This window comes from Variovorax sp. GW821-FHT09B01, from assembly GCF_059418345.1.
On the sequence record NZ_JBWKPQ010000003.1, the window covers coordinates 439,970 to 462,884 of the forward strand.

At 70.0% G+C, this 22,915-nt stretch carries 18 protein-coding genes and 1 pseudogene; 11 read left to right on the plus strand and 8 right to left on the minus strand.

All coding sequences use genetic code 11. The features are described from left to right. Positions 1-148: 148 nt before the first annotated feature. The 8 genes from AC07RV_RS13450 to AC07RV_RS13485 all read left to right on the plus strand — a co-directional run bounded on the left by AC07RV_RS13450 (position 149) and on the right by AC07RV_RS13485 (position 7,875). Positions 149-1,255, plus strand: coding sequence for an aromatic ring-hydroxylating dioxygenase subunit alpha (locus AC07RV_RS13450; RefSeq protein WP_296778205.1), 1,107 nt, complete (start codon positions 149-151; stop codon positions 1,253-1,255). Beyond that, positions 1,252-2,028: a GntR family transcriptional regulator gene (locus tag AC07RV_RS13455; RefSeq protein WP_261213694.1), complete on the plus strand. Its 777-nt coding sequence runs from the start codon at positions 1,252-1,254 to the stop codon at positions 2,026-2,028. The genes AC07RV_RS13450 and AC07RV_RS13455 overlap by 4 nt, the downstream gene beginning before the upstream one ends. A 36-nt stretch (positions 2,029-2,064) precedes the next feature. Continuing rightward, positions 2,065-3,054, plus strand: coding sequence for a PDR/VanB family oxidoreductase (locus tag AC07RV_RS13460; protein WP_296778202.1), 990 nt, complete (start codon positions 2,065-2,067; stop codon positions 3,052-3,054). A gap of 163 nt (positions 3,055-3,217) precedes the next feature. Further along, positions 3,218-4,402: an ABC transporter substrate-binding protein gene (locus AC07RV_RS13465; protein ID WP_203205252.1), complete on the plus strand. Its 1,185-nt coding sequence runs from the start codon at positions 3,218-3,220 to the stop codon at positions 4,400-4,402. 141 nt (positions 4,403-4,543) lie between these two features. Further along, the gene (locus AC07RV_RS13470) at positions 4,544-5,416 is read left to right on the plus strand and encodes a branched-chain amino acid ABC transporter permease (RefSeq protein ID WP_057595671.1); all 873 of its coding nucleotides are present in this window, start codon (positions 4,544-4,546) and stop codon (positions 5,414-5,416) included. Then, entirely contained in the window at positions 5,416-6,411 is a 996-nt protein-coding gene (locus AC07RV_RS13475) for a branched-chain amino acid ABC transporter permease (protein WP_296778194.1), read from the plus strand. The genes AC07RV_RS13470 and AC07RV_RS13475 overlap by 1 nt, the downstream gene beginning before the upstream one ends. Then, positions 6,408-7,178, plus strand: coding sequence for an ABC transporter ATP-binding protein (locus AC07RV_RS13480; RefSeq protein WP_296778192.1), 771 nt, complete (start codon positions 6,408-6,410; stop codon positions 7,176-7,178). Before AC07RV_RS13475 ends, AC07RV_RS13480 begins: the two co-directional genes overlap by 4 nt. Further along, positions 7,171-7,875: an ABC transporter ATP-binding protein gene (locus AC07RV_RS13485; protein ID WP_296778188.1), complete on the plus strand. Its 705-nt coding sequence runs from the start codon at positions 7,171-7,173 to the stop codon at positions 7,873-7,875. The genes AC07RV_RS13480 and AC07RV_RS13485 overlap by 8 nt, the downstream gene beginning before the upstream one ends. Before the next feature lie 27 nt (positions 7,876-7,902). Here the strand turns inward: AC07RV_RS13485 and AC07RV_RS13490 are convergent, their stop codons facing one another. The 5 genes and pseudogenes from AC07RV_RS13490 to AC07RV_RS13510 form a co-directional block, all read right to left on the minus strand. Beyond that, on the minus strand, positions 7,903-10,293 hold the full coding sequence (locus tag AC07RV_RS13490) for a TonB-dependent siderophore receptor (protein WP_296778185.1): 2,391 nt from the start codon (positions 10,291-10,293) through the stop codon (positions 7,903-7,905). Between the two features lie 143 nt (positions 10,294-10,436). After that, on the minus strand, positions 10,437-11,747 hold the full coding sequence (locus tag AC07RV_RS13495) for a sigma-70 family RNA polymerase sigma factor (protein WP_296778183.1): 1,311 nt from the start codon (positions 11,745-11,747) through the stop codon (positions 10,437-10,439). 132 nt (positions 11,748-11,879) lie between these two features. Beyond that, positions 11,880-12,617: a DsbA family protein gene (locus AC07RV_RS13500; RefSeq protein ID WP_296778180.1), complete on the minus strand. Its 738-nt coding sequence runs from the start codon at positions 12,615-12,617 to the stop codon at positions 11,880-11,882. Continuing rightward, a pseudogene (locus AC07RV_RS13505) lies at positions 12,611-13,498 on the minus strand (MBL fold metallo-hydrolase); the annotation flags it as partial. The pseudogene AC07RV_RS13505 and the gene AC07RV_RS13500, both read right to left, overlap by 7 nt. Positions 13,499-13,619: 121 nt before the next feature. Beyond that, a complete protein-coding gene (locus AC07RV_RS13510; protein WP_057590428.1) occupies positions 13,620-14,525 on the minus strand; it encodes a LysR family transcriptional regulator in 906 nt (301 codons plus the stop codon). Between the two features lie 131 nt (positions 14,526-14,656). Between AC07RV_RS13510 and AC07RV_RS13515 the strand changes: the two genes are divergently transcribed. Genes AC07RV_RS13515 through AC07RV_RS13525 form a run of 3 tightly spaced genes read left to right on the plus strand, consistent with a single transcriptional unit; the run spans position 14,657 to position 17,851 of the window. After that, the gene (locus AC07RV_RS13515; RefSeq protein WP_296778174.1) at positions 14,657-15,625 is read left to right on the plus strand and encodes a hydroxymethylglutaryl-CoA lyase; all 969 of its coding nucleotides are present in this window, start codon (positions 14,657-14,659) and stop codon (positions 15,623-15,625) included. Then, positions 15,622-16,824, plus strand: coding sequence for a CaiB/BaiF CoA transferase family protein (locus AC07RV_RS13520; protein WP_296778171.1), 1,203 nt, complete (start codon positions 15,622-15,624; stop codon positions 16,822-16,824). Before AC07RV_RS13515 ends, AC07RV_RS13520 begins: the two co-directional genes overlap by 4 nt. Before the next feature lie 40 nt (positions 16,825-16,864). Further along, the gene (locus tag AC07RV_RS13525) at positions 16,865-17,851 is read left to right on the plus strand and encodes a tripartite tricarboxylate transporter substrate binding protein (protein WP_093343067.1); all 987 of its coding nucleotides are present in this window, start codon (positions 16,865-16,867) and stop codon (positions 17,849-17,851) included. A gap of 37 nt (positions 17,852-17,888) precedes the next feature. Here the strand turns inward: AC07RV_RS13525 and AC07RV_RS13530 are convergent, their stop codons facing one another. The 3 genes from AC07RV_RS13530 to rpoD form a co-directional block, all read right to left on the minus strand. Continuing rightward, positions 17,889-19,025, minus strand: coding sequence for an HPP family protein (locus AC07RV_RS13530; protein ID WP_296778167.1), 1,137 nt, complete (start codon positions 19,023-19,025; stop codon positions 17,889-17,891). A 52-nt stretch (positions 19,026-19,077) separates the two neighbouring features. Continuing rightward, positions 19,078-20,313, minus strand: a complete 1,236-nt coding sequence (locus AC07RV_RS13535) for a multidrug effflux MFS transporter (protein ID WP_296778164.1) — start codon at positions 20,311-20,313, stop codon at positions 19,078-19,080. 108 nt (positions 20,314-20,421) lie between these two features. Beyond that, positions 20,422-22,797 carry an RNA polymerase sigma factor RpoD gene (rpoD, locus tag AC07RV_RS13540; RefSeq protein WP_296778161.1) on the minus strand — a complete coding sequence of 792 codons (2,376 nt, stop codon included), beginning with the start codon at positions 22,795-22,797 and terminating at the stop codon, positions 20,422-20,424. Between the last annotated feature and the right edge of the window lie 118 nt (positions 22,798-22,915).

A 22,915-nucleotide genomic window follows, 5' to 3' on the forward strand; every position in this document is an offset into this window, starting at 1 on the left:
AACTCCGGCTTGTCTGAACGAAAGAGGTGGAACGGAACATCGTATCGCCTTGTGTGGCGACGTCGATGTGTACAGAGAGATCGGTGTTTTCCCTTGTATTGGCCGAATCAGCTGGAAATTCTCGTGTTTTTGTATACATTGAGTATCCATGGACACGCGATCGCCCCATTTCCCGCTCAACGCCTGGTATGCCGCCGCCTACGACGTGGAGGTGCGCCATGCGCTGCTGCCGCGCACGGTCTGCAACCAGAAGCTGGTGCTGTTCCGCCGCACCGACGGGCAGGTGGCCGCGCTCGAGGACGCCTGCTGGCACCGGCTGCTGCCGCTGTCGATGGGGCGGCTCGAGGGCGACGAGCTGGTCTGCGGCTACCACGGCCTGGTCTACAACAGCCAGGGCCGCTGCACCCACATGCCGAGCCAGGAAACGCTCAACCCTTCCGCCTGCGTGCGCAGCTTCCCGGTGGCCGAGAAGCACCGCTTCATCTGGATCTGGCCCGGTGACCCGGCGCTGGCCGACCCCGCGCTGGTGCCCGACATGCACTGGAACGACGACCCGGCCTGGGCCGGCGACGGCAAGATGATCCGCGTGAACTGCGACTACCGGCTGGTGGTCGACAACCTCATGGACCTGACGCACGAGACCTTCGTGCACGGCTCCTCGATCGGCAACCGCGAGGTGGCCGAGGCGCCCTTCGTCGCCACCCACGGCGACCGCTCGGCCACCGTCACGCGCTGGATGGAGAACATCGAGGCGCCGCCTTTCTGGGGTGGCCAGATCCGCCATGCGCGCGGCTACGCGGGCAAGGTCGACCGCTGGCAGATCATTCGCTTCGAGGCGCCGTGCACGGTCAACATCGACGTCGGCGTGGCCGAGGCCGGCAGCGGCGCGGTGCCGAAGAACGGCGACCCGGGCGACCGCGGCAAGGGCGTCAACGGCTACGTGCTCAACACCATCACGCCCGAGACCGACAAGACCTGCCTCTACTTCTGGGCCTTCGCGCGCAACTACTGCCTGGGCGAGCAGCGCCTCACGCACGAGCTGCGCGAGGGCGTCTCGGGCATCTTCCGCGAGGACGAGCTGGTGCTCGAGGCGCAGCAGAAGGCGATCGACGAGCATCCCGACCACCGCTTCTACAACCTCAACATCGACGCCGGCTCGATGTGGGCGCGGCGGCTGATCGACCGCATGGTCGACAAGGAGCGGCCCGCGCGCGCCGCGATCCCGATCCGCGTCGACCAGCGGCAGGCCGCATGAAGGTCGCCGCCAGCAGCAGCGCCGGCGAGCCCGGCGACAGCGGCGCCTCGCAGGCCGTGAAGGCGCAGCTGCGGCTGCGCGAGATGATCCTGGCCGGCGAACTGCCGGGCGGCGCGCGCATCGCCGAGGTCGCGATCTCCGAGCAGCTCGGCGTGTCGCGCACGCCGGTGCGCACCGCGCTGATGCGGCTCGAGCAGGAAGGCCTGCTCGAGGCCCTGCCCAACGGCGGCTATGCGGTGCGTACTTTTTCCGAGCGCGACGTGGCCGATGCGATCGAGCTGCGCGGCACGCTCGAGGGGCTGGTCGCGCGGCTGGCGGCCGAGCGCGGCGCGGCGCCCGTGGTGCTGCGCGAGGCGCGCGGCTGCCTGCAGCGCATCGACGAGCTGCTGCGCGAGCCCGCGCTCGACGATGCCGCCTTCTCGCGCTACGTGACGCACAACGAGCGCTTCCATGCGCTGCTGTGCGAGATGGCCGGCAGCCCGGTGATCGCGCAGCAGCTCGAGCGCGTGATCAACCTGCCGTTCGCCTCGCCCTCGGGCTTCGTGATCGTGCAGGCCAATTCGCCGGCCGCGCGCGACATGCTGGTGATCGCGCAGGACCAGCACGTGCAGGTGCTCGATGCCATCGAGTCCGGCGAGGGTTCGCGCGCCGAGGCGCTGATGCGCGAGCACAGCCGCATCGCGCGGCGCAACCTGCGCGAGGCGCTGCATGGCGCGCCCACCGAGCAGCAGCGGCCGCTGCCCGGCGTGCAACTGATCCGCCGCCGCGGCTGAGCGGCTTCCTTCTTTCTTTCCGGCGTTGGTTCCCCGATGAAAAGCGATCTCCAATGGATGCAGGCGCAGGTGGTGGCGCTGCGCGACCTCACGCCCACCGTGCGCGAATTCGAGCTGCGGCCCGAGGCGGGCACGGCCGGCGGCCACGAGCCCGGCGCCCATCTGCAGGTGCAGGTGACGAGCGCGCAAGGCCAGTTGCAGACGCGCTCGTATTCGCTCGTGGGGCAGGGCGAGCACGGCGGCTGGCGCATCGCCGTCAAGCGGCTCGACGACGGCCGTGGCGGCTCGCTCGCGATGTGGCGGCTGGCCGTCGGCGACCGCCTGCAGGTCAGCGCGCCGCAGAACCATTTCGCGCTCGACCTGTCGGCGCCGGGCTACCTGCTCGTGGCGGGCGGCATCGGCATCACGCCGCTGGTGGGTATGGCCGAGCGGCTGAGCGCCCATGCGCGGCGCAGCGGCGTGCCGCTGGCCATGCATTACGGCGCGCGCCACGCGGGCGAGTTCGCCTACCTCGACGAACTGCGTGCATCGCTGGGCGAGACGGCATTGCAGACCCACGAGGGCGCCGCGGCCATCGACCTCGCGGCCGCCATCGCCGCGCTGCCCGCGGGCGGCCAGCTCTACACCTGCGGCCCGGCACCGATGCTCGAGGCCGTGCAGCGTGCCTGGGCGGCAGCCGGCCGCCCCGCGGCCGACCTGCGCTTCGAGACCTTCGGCAGCAGCGGCCGACTGGCCGCGCAGGCCTTCACCGTGCGCGTGCCGCGGCACGACCTCGCGATCACCGTGCCGGCCGACTGCTCGCTGCTCGATGCGCTCGACGCGGCCGGCGTGCAGACCCTGTGGGACTGCCGGCGCGGCGAATGCGGGCTGTGCGCGATGGACGTGCTGGCGGTGGACGGCGAGATCGACCATCGCGACGTGTTCCTCAGCGCGCACGAGAAGCAGGCCACCACCCGCATCTGTGCCTGTGTGTCGCGCGCGGTGGGTACGCTCACGCTCGATTCCGCGTACCGCGCGGACGCCTGACCGGCACCGATCCACCCCGTTGCGCGATCATCGCGCAGTTCATTTGTCTATCGCGCAACAAAGCGCCGCGCGGGCCCGCGCCTAGGTGAAGGCCCGCGACAAGGAATGTTGCAAAGTGTTGAAAAATAGGCCGATTCCGCTCGTCGCCCCCAAAGGAGAACTCATGCAAAGGCGTCAACTCATCCAGTCCGCGAGCCTCGCCGCGCTCGCGCTTTCCGGCGCGCTGTCCGTGACGGCCGTCCAGGCCCAGGACAACAAGTTCAAGATCGGCCTGATCCTGCCGATGACCGGCCAGTCGGCGTCGACCGGCCGCCAGATCGAGGCCGCCGCGCGCCTGTACATGGCGCAGAACGGCGACACCGTGGCCGGCAAGAAGATCGAGCTGATCGTCAAGGACGACACCGGCCTGCCCGACGTCACCAAGCGCCTGGCGCAGGAGCTGGTGGTGAACGACAAGGTCAACGTGCTCGCGGGCTTCGGCCTGACGCCGCTGGCGCTCGCGGTGGCGCCGATCGCCACCCAGTCGAAGACGCCGCAGGTCGTGATGGCAGCCGCCACCTCGAGCATCACCGAGGCCTCGCCTTTCATCGTGCGCAGCGGCTTCACGCTGCCGCAGGTGTCGGTGCCGATGGGCGACTGGGCGCCGAAGAACGGCATCAAGACGGTGGTCACGCTGGTGAGCGACTACGGCCCCGGCAACGATGCCGAGAAGTTCTTCAGCGAGCGCTTCGCGCTCAACGGCGGCAAGGTGATCGACAAGCTGCGCGTGCCGCTGCGCAATCCCGACTTCGCGCCCTTCCTGCAGAAGGTGCGCGACGCCAAGCCCGACGCGCTGTTCGTCTTCGTGCCCTCGGGCGCGGGCGCGGCCGTGATGAAGCAGTTCCTCGAGCGCGGCATGGACAAGGCCGGCATCAAGCTGATCGCCACCGGCGACGTGACCGACGACGACCAGCTCAACGACATGGGCGACGGCGCGCTCGGCGTGGTCACCTCGCACCACTACTCGGCCGCCCATCCCTCGGCCGCCAACAAGAAGTTCGTCGAGGCCTTCGAGAAGGCCAACCCCAAGCTGCGCCCCAACTTCATGGCCGTGGGCGGCTACGACGGCATGCGCGTGATCTACGAGGCGCTCAAGACCAGCAAGGGCCAGGGCGGCGGCGAGGCGCTCCTGGCCGGCATGAAGGGCCAGGTCTTCGAGAGCCCGCGCGGCCAGGTGTTGATCGACGCCCAGACCCGCGACGTGGTGCAGGACGTGTACCTGCGCAAGGTCGAGAAGAAGGACGGACAGCTCTACAACGTCGAGTTCGACGTCATCAAGGGCGTCAAGGATCCGGGCAAGGCGAAATAGAGCCTCCCGGCTTTTCACTTCGCTTCGCTGCGTGTAATTCGCCACCTCCCGAGGAGGGGACCCTGCCTGCGGCCCGGCAAAGCCGGTTCCGCGGCACGTAGCTGGAGTAAGTTGGCCTCGGTGCGCCGTTGACTTGTTGATATGTTGACCATTCTTTTCGACGGCATCGCCTACGGCATGCTGCTGTTCGTGCTCGCCGTGGGGCTGGCCGTGACGCTGGGGCTGATGAACTTCATCAACCTCGCGCATGGCGCCTTCGCGATGGCGGGCGGTTATCTCACCGTGTTCGCGATGCAGAAGTTCGGCGTGCCGTTCATGCTGTGCCTGCCGCTGGCCTTCGTGGTCGTGGCGCTGGCCGGCGCGCTGCTCGAACGCACGCTCTACCGGCCCATGTACGGCAAGCCGCACCTCGACCAGGTGCTGTTCTCGATCGGGCTGGCCTTCATGGCGGTGGCGGCCATCGACTACTTCGTCGGCTCCTCGCAGCAGAACGTGCAGCTGCCCGAGTGGCTGCGCGGGCGCACCGAGCTCGGCGACGGCGCGCTGATGCTGGGCATGGGCCACTACCGACTGTTCATCATCGCGGTCTGCGCGGTGCTCACCGTGGTGCTGCAGCTGATCCTCTCGAAGACCCGCTTCGGCAGCCGGCTGCGCGCCGCGGTCGACGACCCGCGCGTGGCCGCGGGCCTGGGCATCAACGTCAACGTGGTGTTCCTGCTGACCTTCGCGGTCGGCTCGGGGCTCGCGGGGCTGGGCGGCGCGCTCGGCGCCGAGATCCTCGGCCTCGATCCGACCTTCCCGCTCAAGTACATGATCTATTTCCTGATCGTGGTCTCGGTCGGCGGCACCTCGTCGATCACCGGTCCGCTCGCGGCCGCGCTGCTGCTGGGCATCGCCGACGTGGCCGGCAAGTACTTCATTCCGAAGATGGGCGCCTTCACCGTCTACCTGCTGATGATCCTGATCCTGATGTGGCGCCCGCAGGGCCTGTTCACGCGCAAGGGAGGCCGCTGATGGGCGCGCCTTCTTCCTCCTCCGACTTCCAGTCGCCGCTGCTGCGCAAGGCGCGCTGGCATCCGGTCGAGTTCGTCGTGTGGGCCGTGGCCTTCGCGCTGCCGCTGATCACGCCCTCGCACTCGCTGCTGGTCAACGAAATCGCCATCGTCGCGCTGTTCGCGATGTCGCTCGACCTGATCCTCGGCTACACCGGCATCGTCTCGCTGGGCCATGCGGCCTTCTTCGGCTTCGGCGCCTATGCCGCGGCGCTGTTCGCCAAGCTGGTGATGCCCGACCCGACTGTGGGCCTGCTGTTCGCCATCGTGCTGTCGGCGCTGCTCGGGCTGGTGGCCAGCGTCACCATCCTGCGCGGCAGCGACCTCACGCGGCTGATGGTCACGCTCGGCACCGCGCTCTTGCTGCTCGAGCTCGCCAACAAGCTCGACTGGCTGACCGGCGGCGCCGACGGCCTGCAGGGCGTGGTGATGGGGCCGGTGCTCGGCCTGTTCGAGTTCGATCTCTACGGCCGCACGGCCGCCTGGTATTCGCTCGCCGTGATGCTGGTGCTGTTCCTCGTCATGCGCCGGCTCGTGCATTCGCCCTTCGGCGCCACGCTCAAGGCGATCCGCGACAACCGGCTGCGCGCCATGGCAATCGGCATCCCGGTGGTGTCGCGGCTCGCGGTGATCTACACCGTGGCGGCCGGCGTGGCCGGCGCCGCGGGCGCGCTGCTCGCGCAGACCACCGGCTTCGCCTCGCTCGACGTGCTGGCCTTCGACCGCTCGGCCGACGTGCTGCTGATGCTGGTGATCGGCGGCGTGGGCTGGCTCTACGGCGGCGTCGCGGGCGCCATCGTCTTCAAGCTGCTGCAGACCTGGCTGTCGTCGGTGACGCCGCAGTACTGGATGTTCTGGATCGGCCTGATCCTGGTGCTGCTGGTGCTCGTGGGGCGCGACCGGCTGCTCAAGCCCTGGACCTGGTTCGGTGCCGGCAGGAAGGGCGGTGCCGCATGACCGACACCGTGCTCTCGACCCACGGCCTGGTGATGCGCTTCGGCGGCATCACCGCCACCAACAACGTCTCGATGGAGCTCAAGCGCGGCGCGCGCCATGCGCTGATCGGCCCGAACGGCGCCGGCAAGACCACCCTGATCAACCAGCTCACGGGCGTGCTCACGCCCTCCGAGGGCCGCATCACCTTGCTCGGCGAGGACATCACGCGCCTCGCGCCGCACAAGCGCGTGGCGCGCGGGCTGGTGCGCACCTTCCAGATCAACCAGCTGTTCGACTCGATGACGCCGCTGGAGACGCTGGCGCTGGTCGTGTCGCAGCACCAGGGCATCGGCGCGCAATGGTGGCGACCGCTCGGCGCGACCAGGGCGGTGGCTGAGCGCGCGGGGCAGCTGCTCGAGCAGTTCCACCTGGCCGACGTGGCGCACCAGCAGACGAAGCACCTGGCCTACGGCAAGCGCCGGCTGCTCGAGATCGCGATCGCGCTGGCCTGCGAGCCGCGCGTGCTGCTGCTCGACGAACCCGTGGCCGGCGTGCCCGCGGGCGAGCGCGAGGAGCTGCTGCAGACCGTGGCCGCGCTGTCGGCCGACGTGTCGGTGCTGCTGATCGAGCACGACATGGACCTGGTGTTCAGCTTCGCCGACCGCATGACGGTGCTGGTCAACGGCACCCTGCTGACCGAGGGCGATCCCGAGGCCATCGCCAACGACCCGCGGGTCAAGGAGGTCTACCTCGGCCATGGCCAGTCCGCGGAGGCCGCCCATGTCTGAGCTGCTGCGCATCGAGAACCTCAGCGCCGGCTACGGCGAGGCCGTGGTGCTGCACGACGTGTCCTTCGCGCTCGGCGAGGGCCGCACGCTCGCGCTGCTGGGCCGCAACGGCACCGGCAAGACCACGCTGATCAACACCCTCGCGGGCGCCACGCGCCAGCACGGCGGCAGCATCGCGCTCGGCGGCCAGGCGCTGCACCGGCTCGCGCCGCACCAGCGCGCGGCGGCCGGCATCGGCTGGGTGCCGCAGGAGCGCAACATCTTCAAGTCGCTCACCGTGCACGAGAACCTCACGGCCGTGGAGCGGCCCGGGCCGTGGAATCCGCGCCGGGTCTACGAGATGTTCCCGCGCCTGGCCGAGCGCAAGACCAACCTCGGCACCCAGCTGTCGGGCGGCGAGCAGCAGATGCTGGCCGTGGGCCGCGCGCTGGTGCTGAACCCGAAGCTGCTGCTGCTCGACGAGCCGCTCGAGGGCCTGGCGCCGATCATCGTGGAGGAGCTGCTGCGCGCCATCCGCCGCATCACGCGCGGCGAGGGCCTGGCCGCGATCGTGGTCGAGCAGCATCCGCAGGCGATCCTCGCGATCTCCGACGAGGCCGTGGTGCTCGACCACGGGACCATCGTGCATGCCGACAGCGCGGCCGCGCTGCGCGCGCAGCCGCAGGTGCTCGATCGGTTGCTGGGCGTGGCGCGCTGAGTCGCGCGCCCGCGCGCGTTCGGGCGTTCAGAACTGGTACTTCGCGCTCGCGACCACCGCGCGATCGCTGCCGGGGTAGTACTTGCCGTAGGCCCGCGAGGCGGCGTACTGCCGGTTGGCGAGGTTCGTGGCGCTCAGCGCGAAGCGCCAGGGGCCGCGCTTGTAGTGCACGGTGGCATCGATCAGCGCCACGCCGCCTTCCGAGGAGGTGTTGCTCACGTCGTTCCAGCGCTTGCCGATGTAGCGCAGGCCGCCACCGAAACCGAAGCCGTTGCCCATCGTGTAGTCGAGCCAGAGCGAGGCCGTGTTGCGCGGCACCTGGATCGGCGTCTTGCCGCGCTCGGTGGCGTTGGCGCTCTCGCGCACCTTGGTGTCGAGCCAGGTGTAGGAGGCCGTGAGGTTCAGGTCGCGCGCCAGCTCGGCCTTGGCCTCGAGCTCGAGGCCGCGCGAGCGGATGCGGCCGATCTGGCGGGCCTCGAAGGTGTTCTGGTCGTAGGTCACGACGTTGGACTTGCGCACGTCGAACAGGGCCGCGGTGAACAGCGAGCGCGCGTCCTCGGGCTGGAACTTGAGGCCGGCCTCCACCTGCTTGCCGCGGCTCGGACGGAAGGGCTCGCCGTTCAGGTCGACGCCGCTGGTCGGCATGAAGGATTCCGAATAGCTGAGGTAGGGCGCCCAGCCGTTGCCGACCAGGTAGCTCAGCGCGGCGCGGCCGCTGAACCGGTCGTCGGTCTGGGTCGTGCGGCCGCTCTTCAGGCGGTCGAAGGTGGAGGACTTCACGTGGTCCTGCCGGCCGCCGAGCGTGAGCAGCCAGTGCGGGCCGAACTTGACCTGGTCCTGCGCGTAGACGCCGAGTTGCTCGGTGGTCTGAGTGAAGTTGCTGTCGGGCTGCACCGGCTCGGCGATCGGCAGGCCGTTGACCGGGAAGCGCAGGTCGAGGCTGGGGGCCGGCCCCGAGAACTGCTTGGCCGTGTACCGCACGCGCGACCAGTCGACGCCGAACAGCAGCGTGTGCTCGACATCGCCGGTGCGCACGCGGCCCTGCAACTGCGTGTCGGCGGTCCACTGGTTGACCCACTCGGGGGCGAAGCGGGCCGTGCGCCGCAGCGTGTAGCCATCGGGCGCGAGGTTCACCACCACGTGGTGCTTGTCGGTGTCGAAGCCGAAGTAGCGCATGTTCTGGCGCACCGTCCAGTTGTCGTCGAGATGGTGTTCGAACAGGTAGCCGAGCGAGGATTGCTGCTGCTTGATGCGGCTGTAGTTCGGCTCGCCCTGGATCAGGCCGGTGTCGCGGCCGTTCGCGTCGGTCACGTTGAAGGTGTCGTCGCTGGCGTCACTCTTCAGGAACTCCCCGAGCAGCGTGAACGAGGTGGCGGCCGAGGGCTGCCAGCGCAGCGAAGGCGCGAGGTAGCTGCGCTTGACCTCGGCGGGCGCGCCGTTGGGATAGCGCTGCTGGCTGTCGCTGTCGAGCTCGACGCCCACCAGCCGGTAGCTCAGCGTGTCGCTCAGGGCGCCGCCGAGATCGACCGCGAGCTGCTTGCGCTGGAAGCTGCCGTACTGGACCTCGATCTCGCGCGTGGTCGTGGTGCCGGGCATCTTGCTGACGCGGTTGATGATGCCGCCGGCGTCGCCCAGGCCGAACATCACCGACGAGGGGCCGCGCAGCACCTCGACGCGCTCGAGACCGTAGGGCTCGGTCAGCGAGTAGGCGGGCAGCAGCATGCCGTCGCGGTACATGGCGTTGCCGGCCGTGGCATCGAAGCCGCGCAGCAGCAGCCAGTCGATGCCGCGGGCGTCGTAGCCCCAGTTGCCGGCCACCACGCCCGGCGCGTAGCGCACGGCTTCCATGATGGTCTGCACGCCGCGGGCCTCGAGTTCCTCGCGCCCGATGACGGACAGCGACTGCGGCACCTCGATGATCGGCGTGTCGGTCTTGGTCGCGGTCTGGCTGCGCCGCGCGACATAGCCCGGCACCGGGCCGAGGCCGGTCTCGCGCTCGGCGGCGGCGTTCACGGTCACGGTCGGCAGCGCGGCGCCGGTGGCATCGCGCGCCTTCTCGATCACCAGCGTGCTGCCCGTCACGCGGCCGGCCAGCCCGCTGCCCTGGAGCAATTGGGCGGCCGCGGCGTGGACCGCCAGGCTGCCCTGGACCGGCTGTCCGCGCAGGCCCTGCAGCAGCGCCGGGGCCGCCAGCAACTGCAGGCCGGCCTGGCGCGCGAACTGGTTCAGCGCCTGGTCCAGCGGCTGCGCGGGGATCGAGAACGCCACGACGGCGGCGCCCGCCATGGCTTGGGCGTCGACGGCAGCCGGGCTGTTCTGGGCCCAGGCGCCCGTGCCGGCCTGGGCGACCAGGGACAGCGCGGCGGCGGCGACCAGATGGCGTCGAAGGGTGGGGGCGGGACGGTGGCGGGAAGGCATGCGGTTCTCTGGCTTCGGGTCGGGTTCATGAATTCCCCGGGCTTCCGCGTGGCGGATGTTCCGGGCTCCATGGACTGATACGAGCGAGCGGCGGCGATCCCTCACGCGCGGCGCCAAAAAAACGCGGCGAGCGAAGCCGGCCTTCAGGAGGGCCGGCGTTCGATGACCAGGGCGCGGTCGGCCCCGTCGTCTTCGCGCACGCGCACCGGCAGGCTGCGCGGCAGCAGCCGCAGCCAGGCGCCGGCCTCGGCGATGCGCACGCGGCCGAACACCGGGAGCCGGGCGGCCTCGGGCGCCACGCGCAGCGGGCGCGGGCTGTAGCGCGCGAGACGCTCCACCACCTCGGCCAGCGGCTGGCGGTCGAAGTCGAGCCAGCCTTCGCGCCACGGCGCGACCGCGGCCGCGCCGGCCGGATGCGAGGTGGAGAGCTGCCGCACCGGATCGATGAAGGCGCGGTCGCCCGCGCCCAGGATGCGTTCCTCGCCGCCGGCGCTGCGCACCCGCACCTGGCCCGATTCGACCGCCACGCGCACGCCGCCGTCCTGCAGCGCGACCTCGAAGCGCGTGCCGAGCACCGTGATCTCGTGGCCCAGTGCGTGGACCACGAAGGGCCGCGTCTCGTCGCGCGCCACCTCGAAGAAGGCACTGCCGGCCAGCAGTTGCACCGTGCGGCGCGTGGCGTAGTAGACGACCTCGGCGCGGCTCGCGGCATCGAGCGTGAGCTTGCTGCCGTCGGGCAGCGCCTGGGTCCGGATGCGGGCGATCGGGGTCGACAGCAGGGCGCTGTAGCCCGGCACCCACTGACGCCATGCCTGCCAGAGCGTGGCGCTGCCGACACCCAGGCCGCAGACGCCGAGCAGCGCCGACAGCGCGCGGCGCCGGCCGGTGCGCGCGGGCGCCGCCTCGCCGCGCCAGCGGTGCAGCGCGGCCTCGACGCTGTCGAGCGCCCGCATCACTTCGCGCTCGACGGTCTTGACCGATACGCCATGGCGCAGCGCCAGTTCGGCATGGCAGGCGCCCTCGAGCCGGTCGGCCAGGAAGATGTCGCGGCTGCGCGGTGGCAGCGCGCGCAGCGCGGCATCCACCGCGTCGAGCGCCTGCCGGTGGGCGACGCCGTCGGCCACGTCGCGCGCGCTGGGGCCGTGGGACGGCGGTTCCGCCTCGATGTCGACGGCCACCGGGCTGAAGCGCTCCGCGCTGCGCTGGCGGCGGCGCAGGTGGTCGATGGCGATGTTCTCGGCCACGGCGTAGACGTAGGCGCGCGCGGCGCCTTCGTGCGGCGCGGGCTCGGTCTCGCGCGTCTCGGCGCGCTCGGCCAGCCGGACCCAGGTGTCGTGCGCCAGCTCGCGCGCATCGTGCGTGCTGCCGGTGCGGCGCGCGATGAACCGCACCAGCTCCTGGTAGCTGTCCTGGAAGGCTTTCAGCAGCGGGCTGGGGGAGAGTTGGGCGGACATGGGAAGGGGGATGGCGCGCGGATCGCCGGCGGATTATTGTCGAGAATAGTTCTCATTTGTCCGTGAAGCCTCCGAATTCAGCGCTTCCGCGACGAAACACGGCTGCCGGCTGTCCAGGCCGGCGGGCGGTTTTCAGATCGCGCAGCCGTCGGGGCCGCAACTGCCCAGGGTCGGATGTCCCGGCGCGGACGGCGCGGACGGCGCGGCGAAGCTCGCGAGCTGCGCCTTCCACGCGTCCGGCCGGCCCAGCCACGGCCCGATGTCGACGCGGCTCGCACCGCCATCGGGCCGCGCGAGCACGAAGGTCGGAAAGCCCTGGCCGCCCACGCGGCGCAGCAACGCACGGCTGGCCTCGATGTGCCGCGCGGTCGCCTCGCCCGAGAGCCGCTCGAAGGCCGCGGCGAAGTCCTCGCCATCGAAACCGAGTTCCACGGCCAGCGCCTGCAGCACCTCGGCATCGGCGATGCGTCGGCCCTCGGCGTAGTGCGCGCGCTGCACGCGATGCGCCATGTCGAGCGCGCCGCCCGCGCGCAGCGACTCGGCCGCGAGGATCGCGGTGGTCGGCGGCTCCGAGTCCATCACGGCCGTGCCGTCGCGCAGCAGTCCCTCGAAGTAGGCCTCGCCGAAGGGCTGGCCCGTGAGCTCGGCGATGCGGCGGTCGTGCGGCAGCACGTAGTCGCGCCACTGCGGCGTGATGGCGCGGCGGTTGGCGCCGGTCATCATGCCGCCGCCATGCAGTTCGACCCGCAGGCCCGGCACCTCGCGCGCGGCCTCGACCAGCGGCGCGGCGGCATAGCACCAGCCGCACAGCGGGTCGAAGATGCAGTGCAGGGTGGCGCCGTCGTGGCTGCCCGGGTTCATTGCGGCCATTTCATTTCTCCCTTGATGACCTTCGCGCTCAGTTCGAGCGAGGAGGCGTCTTCCAGCTTGGGGTAGCGCTTCTTCATCGCGGCGATCAGCGCGGCCGAGTCCTTGGCCTTGGCGGCCTCGGTCTCGAAGGCTTGCAGGTAGGCGCGCGTGAAGTTCACCGAAGCGAGCGTGGAGGGCGCCGAGCCGTCGGCGTTCGGCAGGTAGTGGCCGGGCACCACGGTCTTCGGCTTGAGCGCCGCGATGCGGTCGAGCGTGCGGCGCCAGTCGCGGCGCGACTCGGGCGTCTGCGTGTCGGCCACCCACAGGTGGATGTTGGCCGACACGGGCACGCCGCCGACCACGGTCTTGAGCGAGGGAATCCACGCGACGGTGCGCGCGGGCGTGGGGCCGACGACCTGGATCTTGCGGCCCTCGAGCTCGATCGTGTCGCCCGCGAGCGGCTCGGGCACGACCAGCGACTGCGGCGCGTTGTCCTTGAGGATCGGGCCCCAGTGGGCCAGCTTGCCGTCCTTCGAGGCCTGGATCGCGGCCACGGTCTGCGGCGTGGCGACGATCTTCGCGTCGGGGAAGGCGGCACGGATCACGTCGAGGCCGAAGTAGTAGTCGGGGTCGCTGTGGCTGATGTAGACGGTGGCGAGTCTGCGGCCGCCGGCCTGGATCTTCTTCACCAGCGCCTGGGCGTCGTTGCGCTGGAACTGGGCGTCGATCAGCACGGCCTCCTTCTCGCCCGAGACGATGCTCGAGGAGACGGGAAACAGCGAGGCCGCGCCCGGGTTGTAGACCTCGAGCCTCAGGGGTGCGGCGGATGCGGCGATGCCGAAGGTGGGGAAGGTTGAGAGGGCGGCGAGCGCGGTGGCGGCGAGGAAGCTGCGGCGGAACATGGCGATTCTTTCTGCGGAGGAGGGTGTGACAGGTGAAGTCCGCAGTGTGGATTGCGCCGAACGAAACAAAAACCGGCTCTCGCGCAAAGGATCGTTTCGAAATCCGGACGAATGAGCCGGCTCAGTCGCGCCGCGCCAGCTTCTCGAGGTGCGCCACCAGCAGCTGCGCCGCGGGCGAGAGCGAGGCCTCGTCGCGAAAGCAGATCGCGAAACGGCGCTTCGCCCACGGGTCGGCCAGCGGCATCAGGCACAGGCCGTAGGCCGCGGTGAAGGGCTGCGCCACCTCGGCCGGCACCACGCTGATCGCGAGGCCGGCGCGCACCACGCGCAGCGCGGCGTCGAAGTTCGACACCAGCACGCGGTGCACCAGCGGCTTGCCCGCGGCCGTGGCCTCGCGCGCGAGCAGCAGCTGCACCGCGCTGAGCGCGGGCATGCCGACGAACTCGTGGTCGAGCAACTGCTCGAAGCGCACCTCGCGCATCCGCGCCACCGGGTGCGAGGGATGCGCCACCACCGCGAGGTGGTCGCTGCGGTAGTCGCGCCGCTGCAGGCCCTCGAGGTCGGCCGCGTCCCAGCACAGGCCGATCGAGGCCACGCCCTCGCGGATGCCGCGCACGATCTCGGGGCTCACGCGCTCTTCCATGTCGACGCGGATGTTGCGGTGCGCCGGGTCCTGCAGGAAGTCGGCCACGTCCTCGGCCAGCGACTCGGCCATCACCGAGGCCGAGGCCAGCATGCGCACGTGGCCGCGCATGCCGCCGGCATAGGCCGCCATGTCGCGCTCGATGCGGTTGACGCTGCCGAGCATGGCGCGCGCATGCTCGAGCAGGGTTTCGCCGGCCGCCGTGGGCACCACGCCGCGGCGGCGCCGCACGAACAGCGGCGTGCCCAGCGTGTCCTCGAGCTGCGCCAGCCGCTTGCTGATCGCCGAGCCGACGATGCTGGCCTGGGCGCCGGCGCGCGCGATGCTGCGGGTCTCGCAGACCGAGACGAACAGGCGCAGGGTGGTGAGATCGAGGTCGCGCATGGCGTCGGCTCCGTGGCTTTTGTGGTGTTCCGATTCGGAACGGATTGGCTTCCGAAATATAGCTTCTGCATCGAATCGGAAAGTCTAAGAATGACGCCGATTCCAGACACCCATCCCACGGAGACACCGCCTTGACCGAACTTTCCGCCCCGGCGCGCCCCCACGCCTTCCTGCCGCCGCGCGCCACCGTGCGCGAAGTGGGCCTGCGCGACGGCCTGCAGAGCATCGCCCGCACCCTGCCCACCGCGCACAAGCGCGAATGGATCCGCGCCGCCCACGCGGCCGGTCAGCGCGAGATCGAGGTCGGCTCCTTCGTGCCCGCGCGGCTGCTGCCGCAGCTGGCCGACACGGCCGAGCTGCTGGCCTTCGCGAAGACGCTGCCGGGCCTGTTCGCCTCGGTGCTGGTGCCCAACCTGAAGGGCGCCGAGCGCGCCATCGAGGGCGAGGCCGACCTGCTGGTGGTGCCGTTGTCGGCCAGCCATGCGCACAGCCTCGCCAACCTGCGCAAGACGCCCGACGAGGTGGTGGCCGAGGTCGGCCGCATCCGCGCCGCGCGCGATGCCGCGGGTTCGAGGACGCTGATCGAGGGCGGCGTGGGCACCGCCTTCGGCTGCACGCTGCAGGGCCCGGTGGCGCCCGAGGAGGTGCTGCGGCTGATGCAGGCGCTGCTCGATGCGGGCGCCGACCGCGTGAGCCTGGCCGACACCGTCGGCTATGCCGATCCGGCGATGGTGCGCCGCCTGTTCGAGCGCGCGCGGGCCATCGCGGGCGAGCGGCTGTGGTGCGGCCATTTCCACGACACGCGCGGGCTGGGGCTGGCCAACGTCTATGCGGCGCTCGAGGTCGGCATCGCGCGCTTCGATGCCTGCCTGGCCGGCATCGGCGGCTGCCCGCATGCGCCGGGCGCCAGCGGCAACGTCGACACCGAGGACCTGCTGTTCATGCTGCAGAGCATGGGCGTGGCCACGGGCGTCGACCTGCGGCAGCTGCTCGCGCTGCGCGAGCGCGTGGCGCAATGGCTGGACGGCGAGACGCTGCAGGGCACGCTGTGGCGCGCTGGCTTCCCGAAGACCTTCGCGCAGGAAGAGGTGGCGGCATGAGCGCCCTCGAAGAGAAGCGCCTGCCGCTGGCCGGCATCCGCGTGGTCGAGTTCACCCACATGGTGATGGGCCCGACCTGCGGCATGGTGCTGGCCGACCTCGGCGCCGAGGTCATCAAGGTCGAGCCGATCGAGGGCGACCGCACGCGCCAGCTGCTGGGCGCGGGCGCGGGCTTCTTCCCGATGTTCAACCGCAACAAGAAGAGCATCGCACTCGACCTGCGCCATCCGCAGGGGCTCGAGGCCGCGCTGCGCCTGTGCGCCGGCGCCGACGTGGTGGCGCAGAACTTCAAGCCCGGCACCATGGGGAAATACGGCCTCGACTACGCCGCGCTGCGCCGGCTCAACCCGCGGCTGGTGTACGTCAACCACACGGGCTTCCTGCCCGGCCCCTACGAGCACCGCACCGCGCTCGACGAGGTGGTGCAGATGATGGGCGGGCTGGCCTACATGACCGGCCGGCCCGGCGACCCGCTGCGCGCGGGCACCAGCGTCAACGACATCATGGGCGGCATGTTCGGCGCCATCGGCGCGATGGCCGCGCTGATGCAGCGCGGCCAGACCGGCGAGGGCCAGGAGGTGCATTCGGCGCTGTTCGAGAACAACGTGTTCCTGGTCGGCCAGCACATGCTGCAGTACGCGATAACGGGCCAGGCCGCGGCGCCGATGCCCGAGCGCATCTCGGCCTGGGCGCTGTACGACGTGTTCACCGTGAAGGACGGCGAGCAGATCTTCCTGGCCGCGGTCAGCGACGCGCAGTGGCAGAGCTTCTGCGATGCCCTGGGCTTCGACGACCTCAAGGCCGACCCGGCGCTGCGCACCAACAACGACCGCGTGCGGCTGCGCCCGACCCTGCTGGCGGACCTGCGCGCGCGGCTGGCTTCGCGCCCGGCCGCCGAGCTGTCGGCGCTCTTCGAGGCGCGCGGCCTGCCGTTCGCACCGATCGTGCGGCCCGAGGACCTCTACGCCGATCCGCATCTGCTGGCCACCGGCGGCCTGGCCGACATCCGCCTGCCCGACGGCGAGCGCGCGGGCCAGACCGCGCAGACCACGCTGTTCCCGATCACGCTGGGCGGCGAACGCCTGGGCGTGCGCCTCGATCCGCCGACGCTGGGCCAGCACACGCGCGAGCTGCTGGCCGAGCTCGGCTATGGCGAGGCGCAGATGCAGGCGCTGCTCGACGACGCGGCCGTGGCCTAGACCGGTTTTTTCTTCCCCCACTACAACGAGAGACAAGACGATGCGCAACCCACTGCCTTCCTTCATCAACCGCCGCGCGCTGCTGGGCCTGGGTGCCGGCGCGGCCGCGCTCGCCGCCTGGCCCGCCTGGGCGCAGGGCGACCGGCCCGTGCGCTTCATCCTGCCGATCAGCGCGGGCTCGGGGGTGGACGCCATCGTGCGCGCCGCCACGGTCGCGCTCGGCAAGGCCTTCGGCCAGCCGGTGGTGGTCGAGAACCAGCCGGGCGCGGGCGGCATCACGGGCACCTCGACCGTGGTCAAGGCCGCGCCCGACGGCTTCACCCTGGGCATGGTGTCGAACAACCACGTCATCAACCCGGCGGTGTTCAGGAAGATGCCCTTCGACCCGATCGCCGACGTCACGCCGATCAGCGTGGTGGGCGCCACGCCGCTGGTGCTGGCGGTGAACCCGAAGCTGCCGGCGAAGAACGTGAAGGAGCTGGTGGCGCTGCTGCGCGCGAAGCCCGAGGGCTACAACTACGCTTCCTCGGGCAACGGCACCATCATCCACCTGGCCGGCGAGATGTTCATGGACGAGGCCGGCGTGAAGGCGCGGCACATCCCCTACAAGGGCACGGGCCCGATGGTCACCGACATGATCGCGGGCCAGGTCGAGATGGGCGTGGTCGCGCTGCCGGCCGTGCAGCCGCACCTGAAGAGCGGCGCGCTGCGCGCCATCGGCCTGTGCGGCCCGGCGCGCTCGCCGGCCGCGCCCGAGATGCCGACCATCGCCGAGCAGGGGCTGCCGAACTACGTGGTCGAGGGCTGGTTCGCGGTGATCGGGCCCGCGAAGATGCAGGCGGCCGAGGTGCAGCGCGTGCACGATGCCGTGGCCGCGGCCTTCGCGAGCGCCGAGGTGCGCGAGGCCATGGACAAGCAGGGCAACCTCATCAAGCCCACCACGCCCGAGCAGGCTGCGGCCTATTTCCGCAGCGAGGCGGCGCGTTATGCGGCGCTGGTGAAGAAGGCCAACGTGGTGCTCGAGTGAGCGCGCAGTAAGCGCGCGGGCCTTCGCAGCGCGGGGATCAGTGCTCGGGCCGTACCGCGCTGTAGAGCGCGCGCACGAAATCCGACTGGGTGATCATGCCGGCCAGGCGCTTCTCGGCGTCGATGATCGGGATGTGGTGGTGGCCGCCCTCGGAGAACAGCGGCACCAGCTCGACCACGGGGCGGTCGGCGCTGGCCACGCGCACCTGGCGCGTCATGATCTGGCCCACCACCTCGGGCTTGTTCGACACCACGGTGCGGGTGGCGCGGATGAAGTCGCGCAGCCGGCCCGCGATGCCTTCGTGGTGCGCCAGGTCGAGCTGGCGGAAGAAGTCGGCCTGCGTGACGATGCCCACCACGCGGCGCGTGCGGTCGACCACCGGCAGCGCCTTGATGCGGCGCTCGTGCATCAGGGCCCAGGCCTCCTGCAGCGGCGTGCCGAACTCCACCGTGATCGGCGTGCGCGACATGATGTCGTCGCAGTGCAGCGTGCCGAGCCGCCGCTTGTAGCTCTCGAGCTCGGTCTGCTGGATCAGCGACTCGAGGTCGTCGCGGCTGATGTCGAGCACCTGGTTGTAGCGCGCCAGCACGGCATCGATGTCGGCCTGGCTGAAGCGCGCGTCGGCGCGCGGCGGCTGCGCCACCTGCACGTGCGGATAGCGCCGGCCGGTGAAGCTGTTGTAGGCCGCGCCAGCGAGCACCAGCAGCAGCGAGTTGACGAAGAAGGGGAAGAAGGCCGACGACAGGTGCGTGGTGTGGGTGAGCACCGCGAGCAGCGCCGCGGCGCCGCCCGGCGGATGCAGGCAGCGCGCGACGAACATCAGGCCGATGGCGCCGCCGACCGCGACCGCGGCGGCCACGGCCGGGTCGGGAATCCAGTTGACGCTGGCGATGCCCACGATGGCCGACAGCGTGTTGCCGCCCACCACCGACCAGGGCTGCGCGAGCGGGCTGGCCGGCACCGCGAACACCAGCACCGCGCTGGCGCCCAGCGGCGCGATCAGCCACACGGCATTGCCGCCGAGGGTCTGCGCGATCCAGCGGCAGATCAGCGCCGTGATCAGCAGTCCGAGGGCCGCGCCGCCCATGGCGCGCAGGCGCTCGCGCGCATCGACGGTGGTGCGGCCCGGCAGCCAGGCGCGCAGATAGACGAGGAGCTTGTTGGCGGAGGACATGCGGATCGAAGAGTGTCTCTGTGTTGTTCTTGTTCGTTCGCCTGCCGCCGCTTCAGCCCTCGTGGGCGACGCGCCGTCCGATGTCGGGCCAGCGGCCGTGCAGCCAGACCCAGGCCACCAGGCCGATGGCCAGCATCAGGGTCGAGGTCAGCGCGAGCGCCAGCGTGGAATGCATCACCAGCGGCGCCACCGCGCCGGCCACGATGCCGTTGGCGGTGGAGCCGATCACCGCCTGCAGCGAGGAGGCCATGCCGCGGCGTTCGGGATGCAGGTCGAGCACCAGCAGCGTGACCACCGGCACCATCAGCGCCCAGCCGAAGGCGAACACCGCGAGCGGCCACAGCGCCCAGGCCACGTGGGCCTCGAAGAAGGTGTTAGCGATCACGTTGACCACCGAGGTGACCAGCATGATCAGGAAGCCGTCGCGGATCTGGCGCTTGGGCGCCACCTTGCCGGCCATGCGCCCGCTGGCGCGCGCGCCGAGCATGATGCCGCCGATGGTCAGCAGAAAGAACCAGAAGAACTGTTGCGGCTGCAGCGCGAGGTGGTCGCCGAGGAAGGCCGGCGCCGCCAGCACGTAGAGGAACATGCCGTTGAAGGGCACGCCGCTGGCGAAGGCCAGCAGCAGGAAGCGCGGGTCGGAGCACAGGTCCCAGTAGCCGCGCAGCAGGTGGCGCACGTGGAAGGACTGGCGGTGCGAGGGATGCAGCGTCTCGGGCAGCAGCTTGTAGTTGGCGGCGAACAGCACCACGCCCACGGCCACCAGGAACCAGAACACCGCGTGCCAGCCCGCGTGCACGAACAGGAAGCCGCCGACGATCGGCGCGATGGCGGGCGCCACGCCGAAGTAGATCGTGACCTGGCTCATCACGCGTTGGGCCTCGGCGGGCGGGAACATGTCGCGGATCACCGCGCGCGAGACCACGATGCCCGCGCCGGTCGACAGGCCCTGCAGGCCGCGGAACAGCACCAGCTGCGTGATCGTCTGCGACAGCGCGCACCCCAGCGAGGCCAACGTGAACACCGCGAGGCCCCACAGCACCACCGGCCGGCGCCCGAAGCTGTCGGACAGCGCGCCATGGAACAGGTTCATGAACGCGAAGCCGAACAGGTAGGCCGAGAGCGTCTGCTGCATCTCGGCCGGCGTCGCGCCGATGGAACGGGCGATGCCCGAGAAGGCGGGGATGTAGGTGTCGATGGAGAAGGGCCCGAGCATGCCGAGCACCGCGAGCAGCACGGCCAGCGCCCAGCGCGGGGCTTGCCAGAGTTTGTCTGCATCGGGATTCATGATGAGGATTGCTCCATTCTTCTTATCTTTGCATCTGTCGCAGAGGGGCCCAAAAAAGAAAGCGCCCTTGCGGGCGCCTCCTTGTCGGGGAAATACCGGGAGACCGGCTCAGAGCGTATCAATAAAGCTGCGCAGCTTGTCCGAGCGCGACGGATGCTTGAGCTTGCGCAGGGCCTTCGCCTCGATCTGGCGGATGCGCTCGCGCGTCACGTCGAACTGCTTGCCGACTTCTTCCAGCGTGTGGTCGGTCGACATCTCGATGCCGAAGCGCATGCGCAGCACCTTGGCTTCGCGCGGCGTCAGCGAGTCGAGGATGTCCTTGACCACGTCGCGAAGACCCGCCTGCATCGCGGCCTCGATCGGGGCCGTGTTGCTGCTGTCCTCGATGAAGTCGCCCAGGTGCGAATCGTCGTCGTCGCCGATGGGGGTTTCCATCGAGATCGGCTCCTTCGCGATCTTCATGATCTTGCGGATCTTGTCTTCCGGGATCTCCATCTTGGCGGCCAGGATGCCGGCGTCGGGCTCGAAGCCGAACTCCTGCAAGTGCTGGCGCGAGATGCGGTTCATCTTGTTGATGGTCTCGATCATGTGCACCGGGATGCGGATCGTGCGCGCCTGGTCGGCGATCGAGCGCGTGATGGCCTGGCGGATCCACCACGTGGCGTAGGTCGAGAACTTGTAGCCGCGGCGATATTCGAACTTGTCCACCGCCTTCATCAGGCCGATGTTGCCTTCCTGGATCAGGTCGAGGAACTGCAGGCCGCGGTTGGTGTACTTCTTGGCGATCGAGATCACGAGGCGCAGGTTGGCCTCGATCATTTCCTTCTTGGCATCGCGCGAGGACGATTCACCCTCGTTCATGCGCTTGTTGATGTCCTTGAGCTCGGTCAGCGGCACCACCACGCGCGACTGGATGTCGGCCAGCTTCTGCTGCAGTTCCTGCACCGGCGGGATGTTGCGCGCGAGCACGGCGCTCCAGGGCTTGCCGGCGGCGGCCTGCTTCTCGACCCACTTGAGGTTCAGCAGGTTGGAGGCGATCCGGTTGCCGTTCTTGTCGAAGCCGCTGAAGTCGCGGATGAACTCGTCCTGCGGGAAGCCGCACTTGTCCACGATGATGCGGCGCAGCTCGCGTTCCTTCTTGCGCACGTCGTCGACCTGGGTGCGCACGAGGTCGCACAGGCGCTCGATGGTGCGCGCGGTGAAGCGGATGGTCATCAGCTCGTCCGACAGGGACTGCTGGGCCTTGGTGTACGAGGGCGTGCCGTAGCCTTCCTTGTCGTAGACCTTGTGCACCTTCTCGAACATCTCGGCGATGCGGTCGAAGCGCGAGAGGGCCTCGTTCTTGAGTTCCTCGAGCTTCTTGGTCAGGGCCTTGGAGCCGCCCTTGCCGTCGTCGTCGTCTTCCTCGTCGAATTCGTCGAAGTCTTCCTCGGCCACGTAGTCGTCGGCCTCGTTCGGGTTCGAGAAGCCGTCGACGATGGTCGAGATGACGACCTTGCCTTCACGGATCTCGGCGGCCAGGCGCAGGATCTCGGCGATGGTGGCGGGGGAGGCCGAGATGGCCTCCATCATCGCCATCAGGCCGCCTTCGATGCGCTTGGCGATCTCGATTTCACCTTCGCGGGTCAGCAGTTCGACCGTGCCCATTTCGCGCATGTACATGCGAACCGGGTCGGTGGTGCGGCCGAATTCGCTGTCCACCGTGGAGAGAGCCGCTTCGGCTTCTTCCTCGGCTTCCTCCACCGTGGTCGCGGTGGGAGCGGTGTTGTTCAGCAGCAGGGTTTCGGCGTCGGGGGTCTGCTCGTAGACGGCCACGCCCATGTCGTTGAGCATGGTGACCACGACTTCCATGGTCTCGGCGTCGACCAGCTTGTCGGGCAGGTGGTCGGAGATTTCGCCGTGCGTCAGGTAGCCGCGGGTCTTGCCCAGCGTGATCAGGGTCTTCAGGCGCGAGCGGCGCTTGGCGAGGTCTTCCTCGGACAGCACGGTCTCGTCGAGGCCGAATTCCTTCATCAAGGCGCGTTCCTTCGCCTTGCTGATCTTCATGCGCAGCGGCTTGACCTTCTCTTCGGTCGTCGCCACGGCCGCCACCGGCTCGTCACCGGCCAGGTCGTCCTCGATGTCCGACAGGTCGACGTCGCTCTCGGGCGCATCCTTGTCGGCCTTGGGCTTGCGGCCGCGCTTGGCGCCGGTGGCGGGCGCGGCGGCAGCGGCGCTGGCGGCCTTGGGCGGGCGGCCGACCTTCTTGGCGGCGGGGGCGGCAGCGCCTGCCGCAGCCGTCTTGGCGGCTGTCTTCTTGGTGTCGTCGGTGGTGGTCGTCGATTTCGTGGGCACGGTTTTCACTTTCGTTGCGGCTGCCGCCTTTGACGCGGCTGCACCCGTCTTAGTTGCCGGCAAAGCGGCTGCTTTCAACGGTTTTTCGGCTGCAGGCTTGGCGGCGGCGCTTTTGGCGGGTGAAGGAGCAGGCTTCTTTGAACTGGGCATACGACCTCGTTACAACAAGAATGGACAAGCGGGATCACACGAAATCACACGGGCGCGGTCCGCGAAGACAGCGCCGCCAGCCCGGCACAGCCGGACAGGAACAATTGGGCAAAAGAGG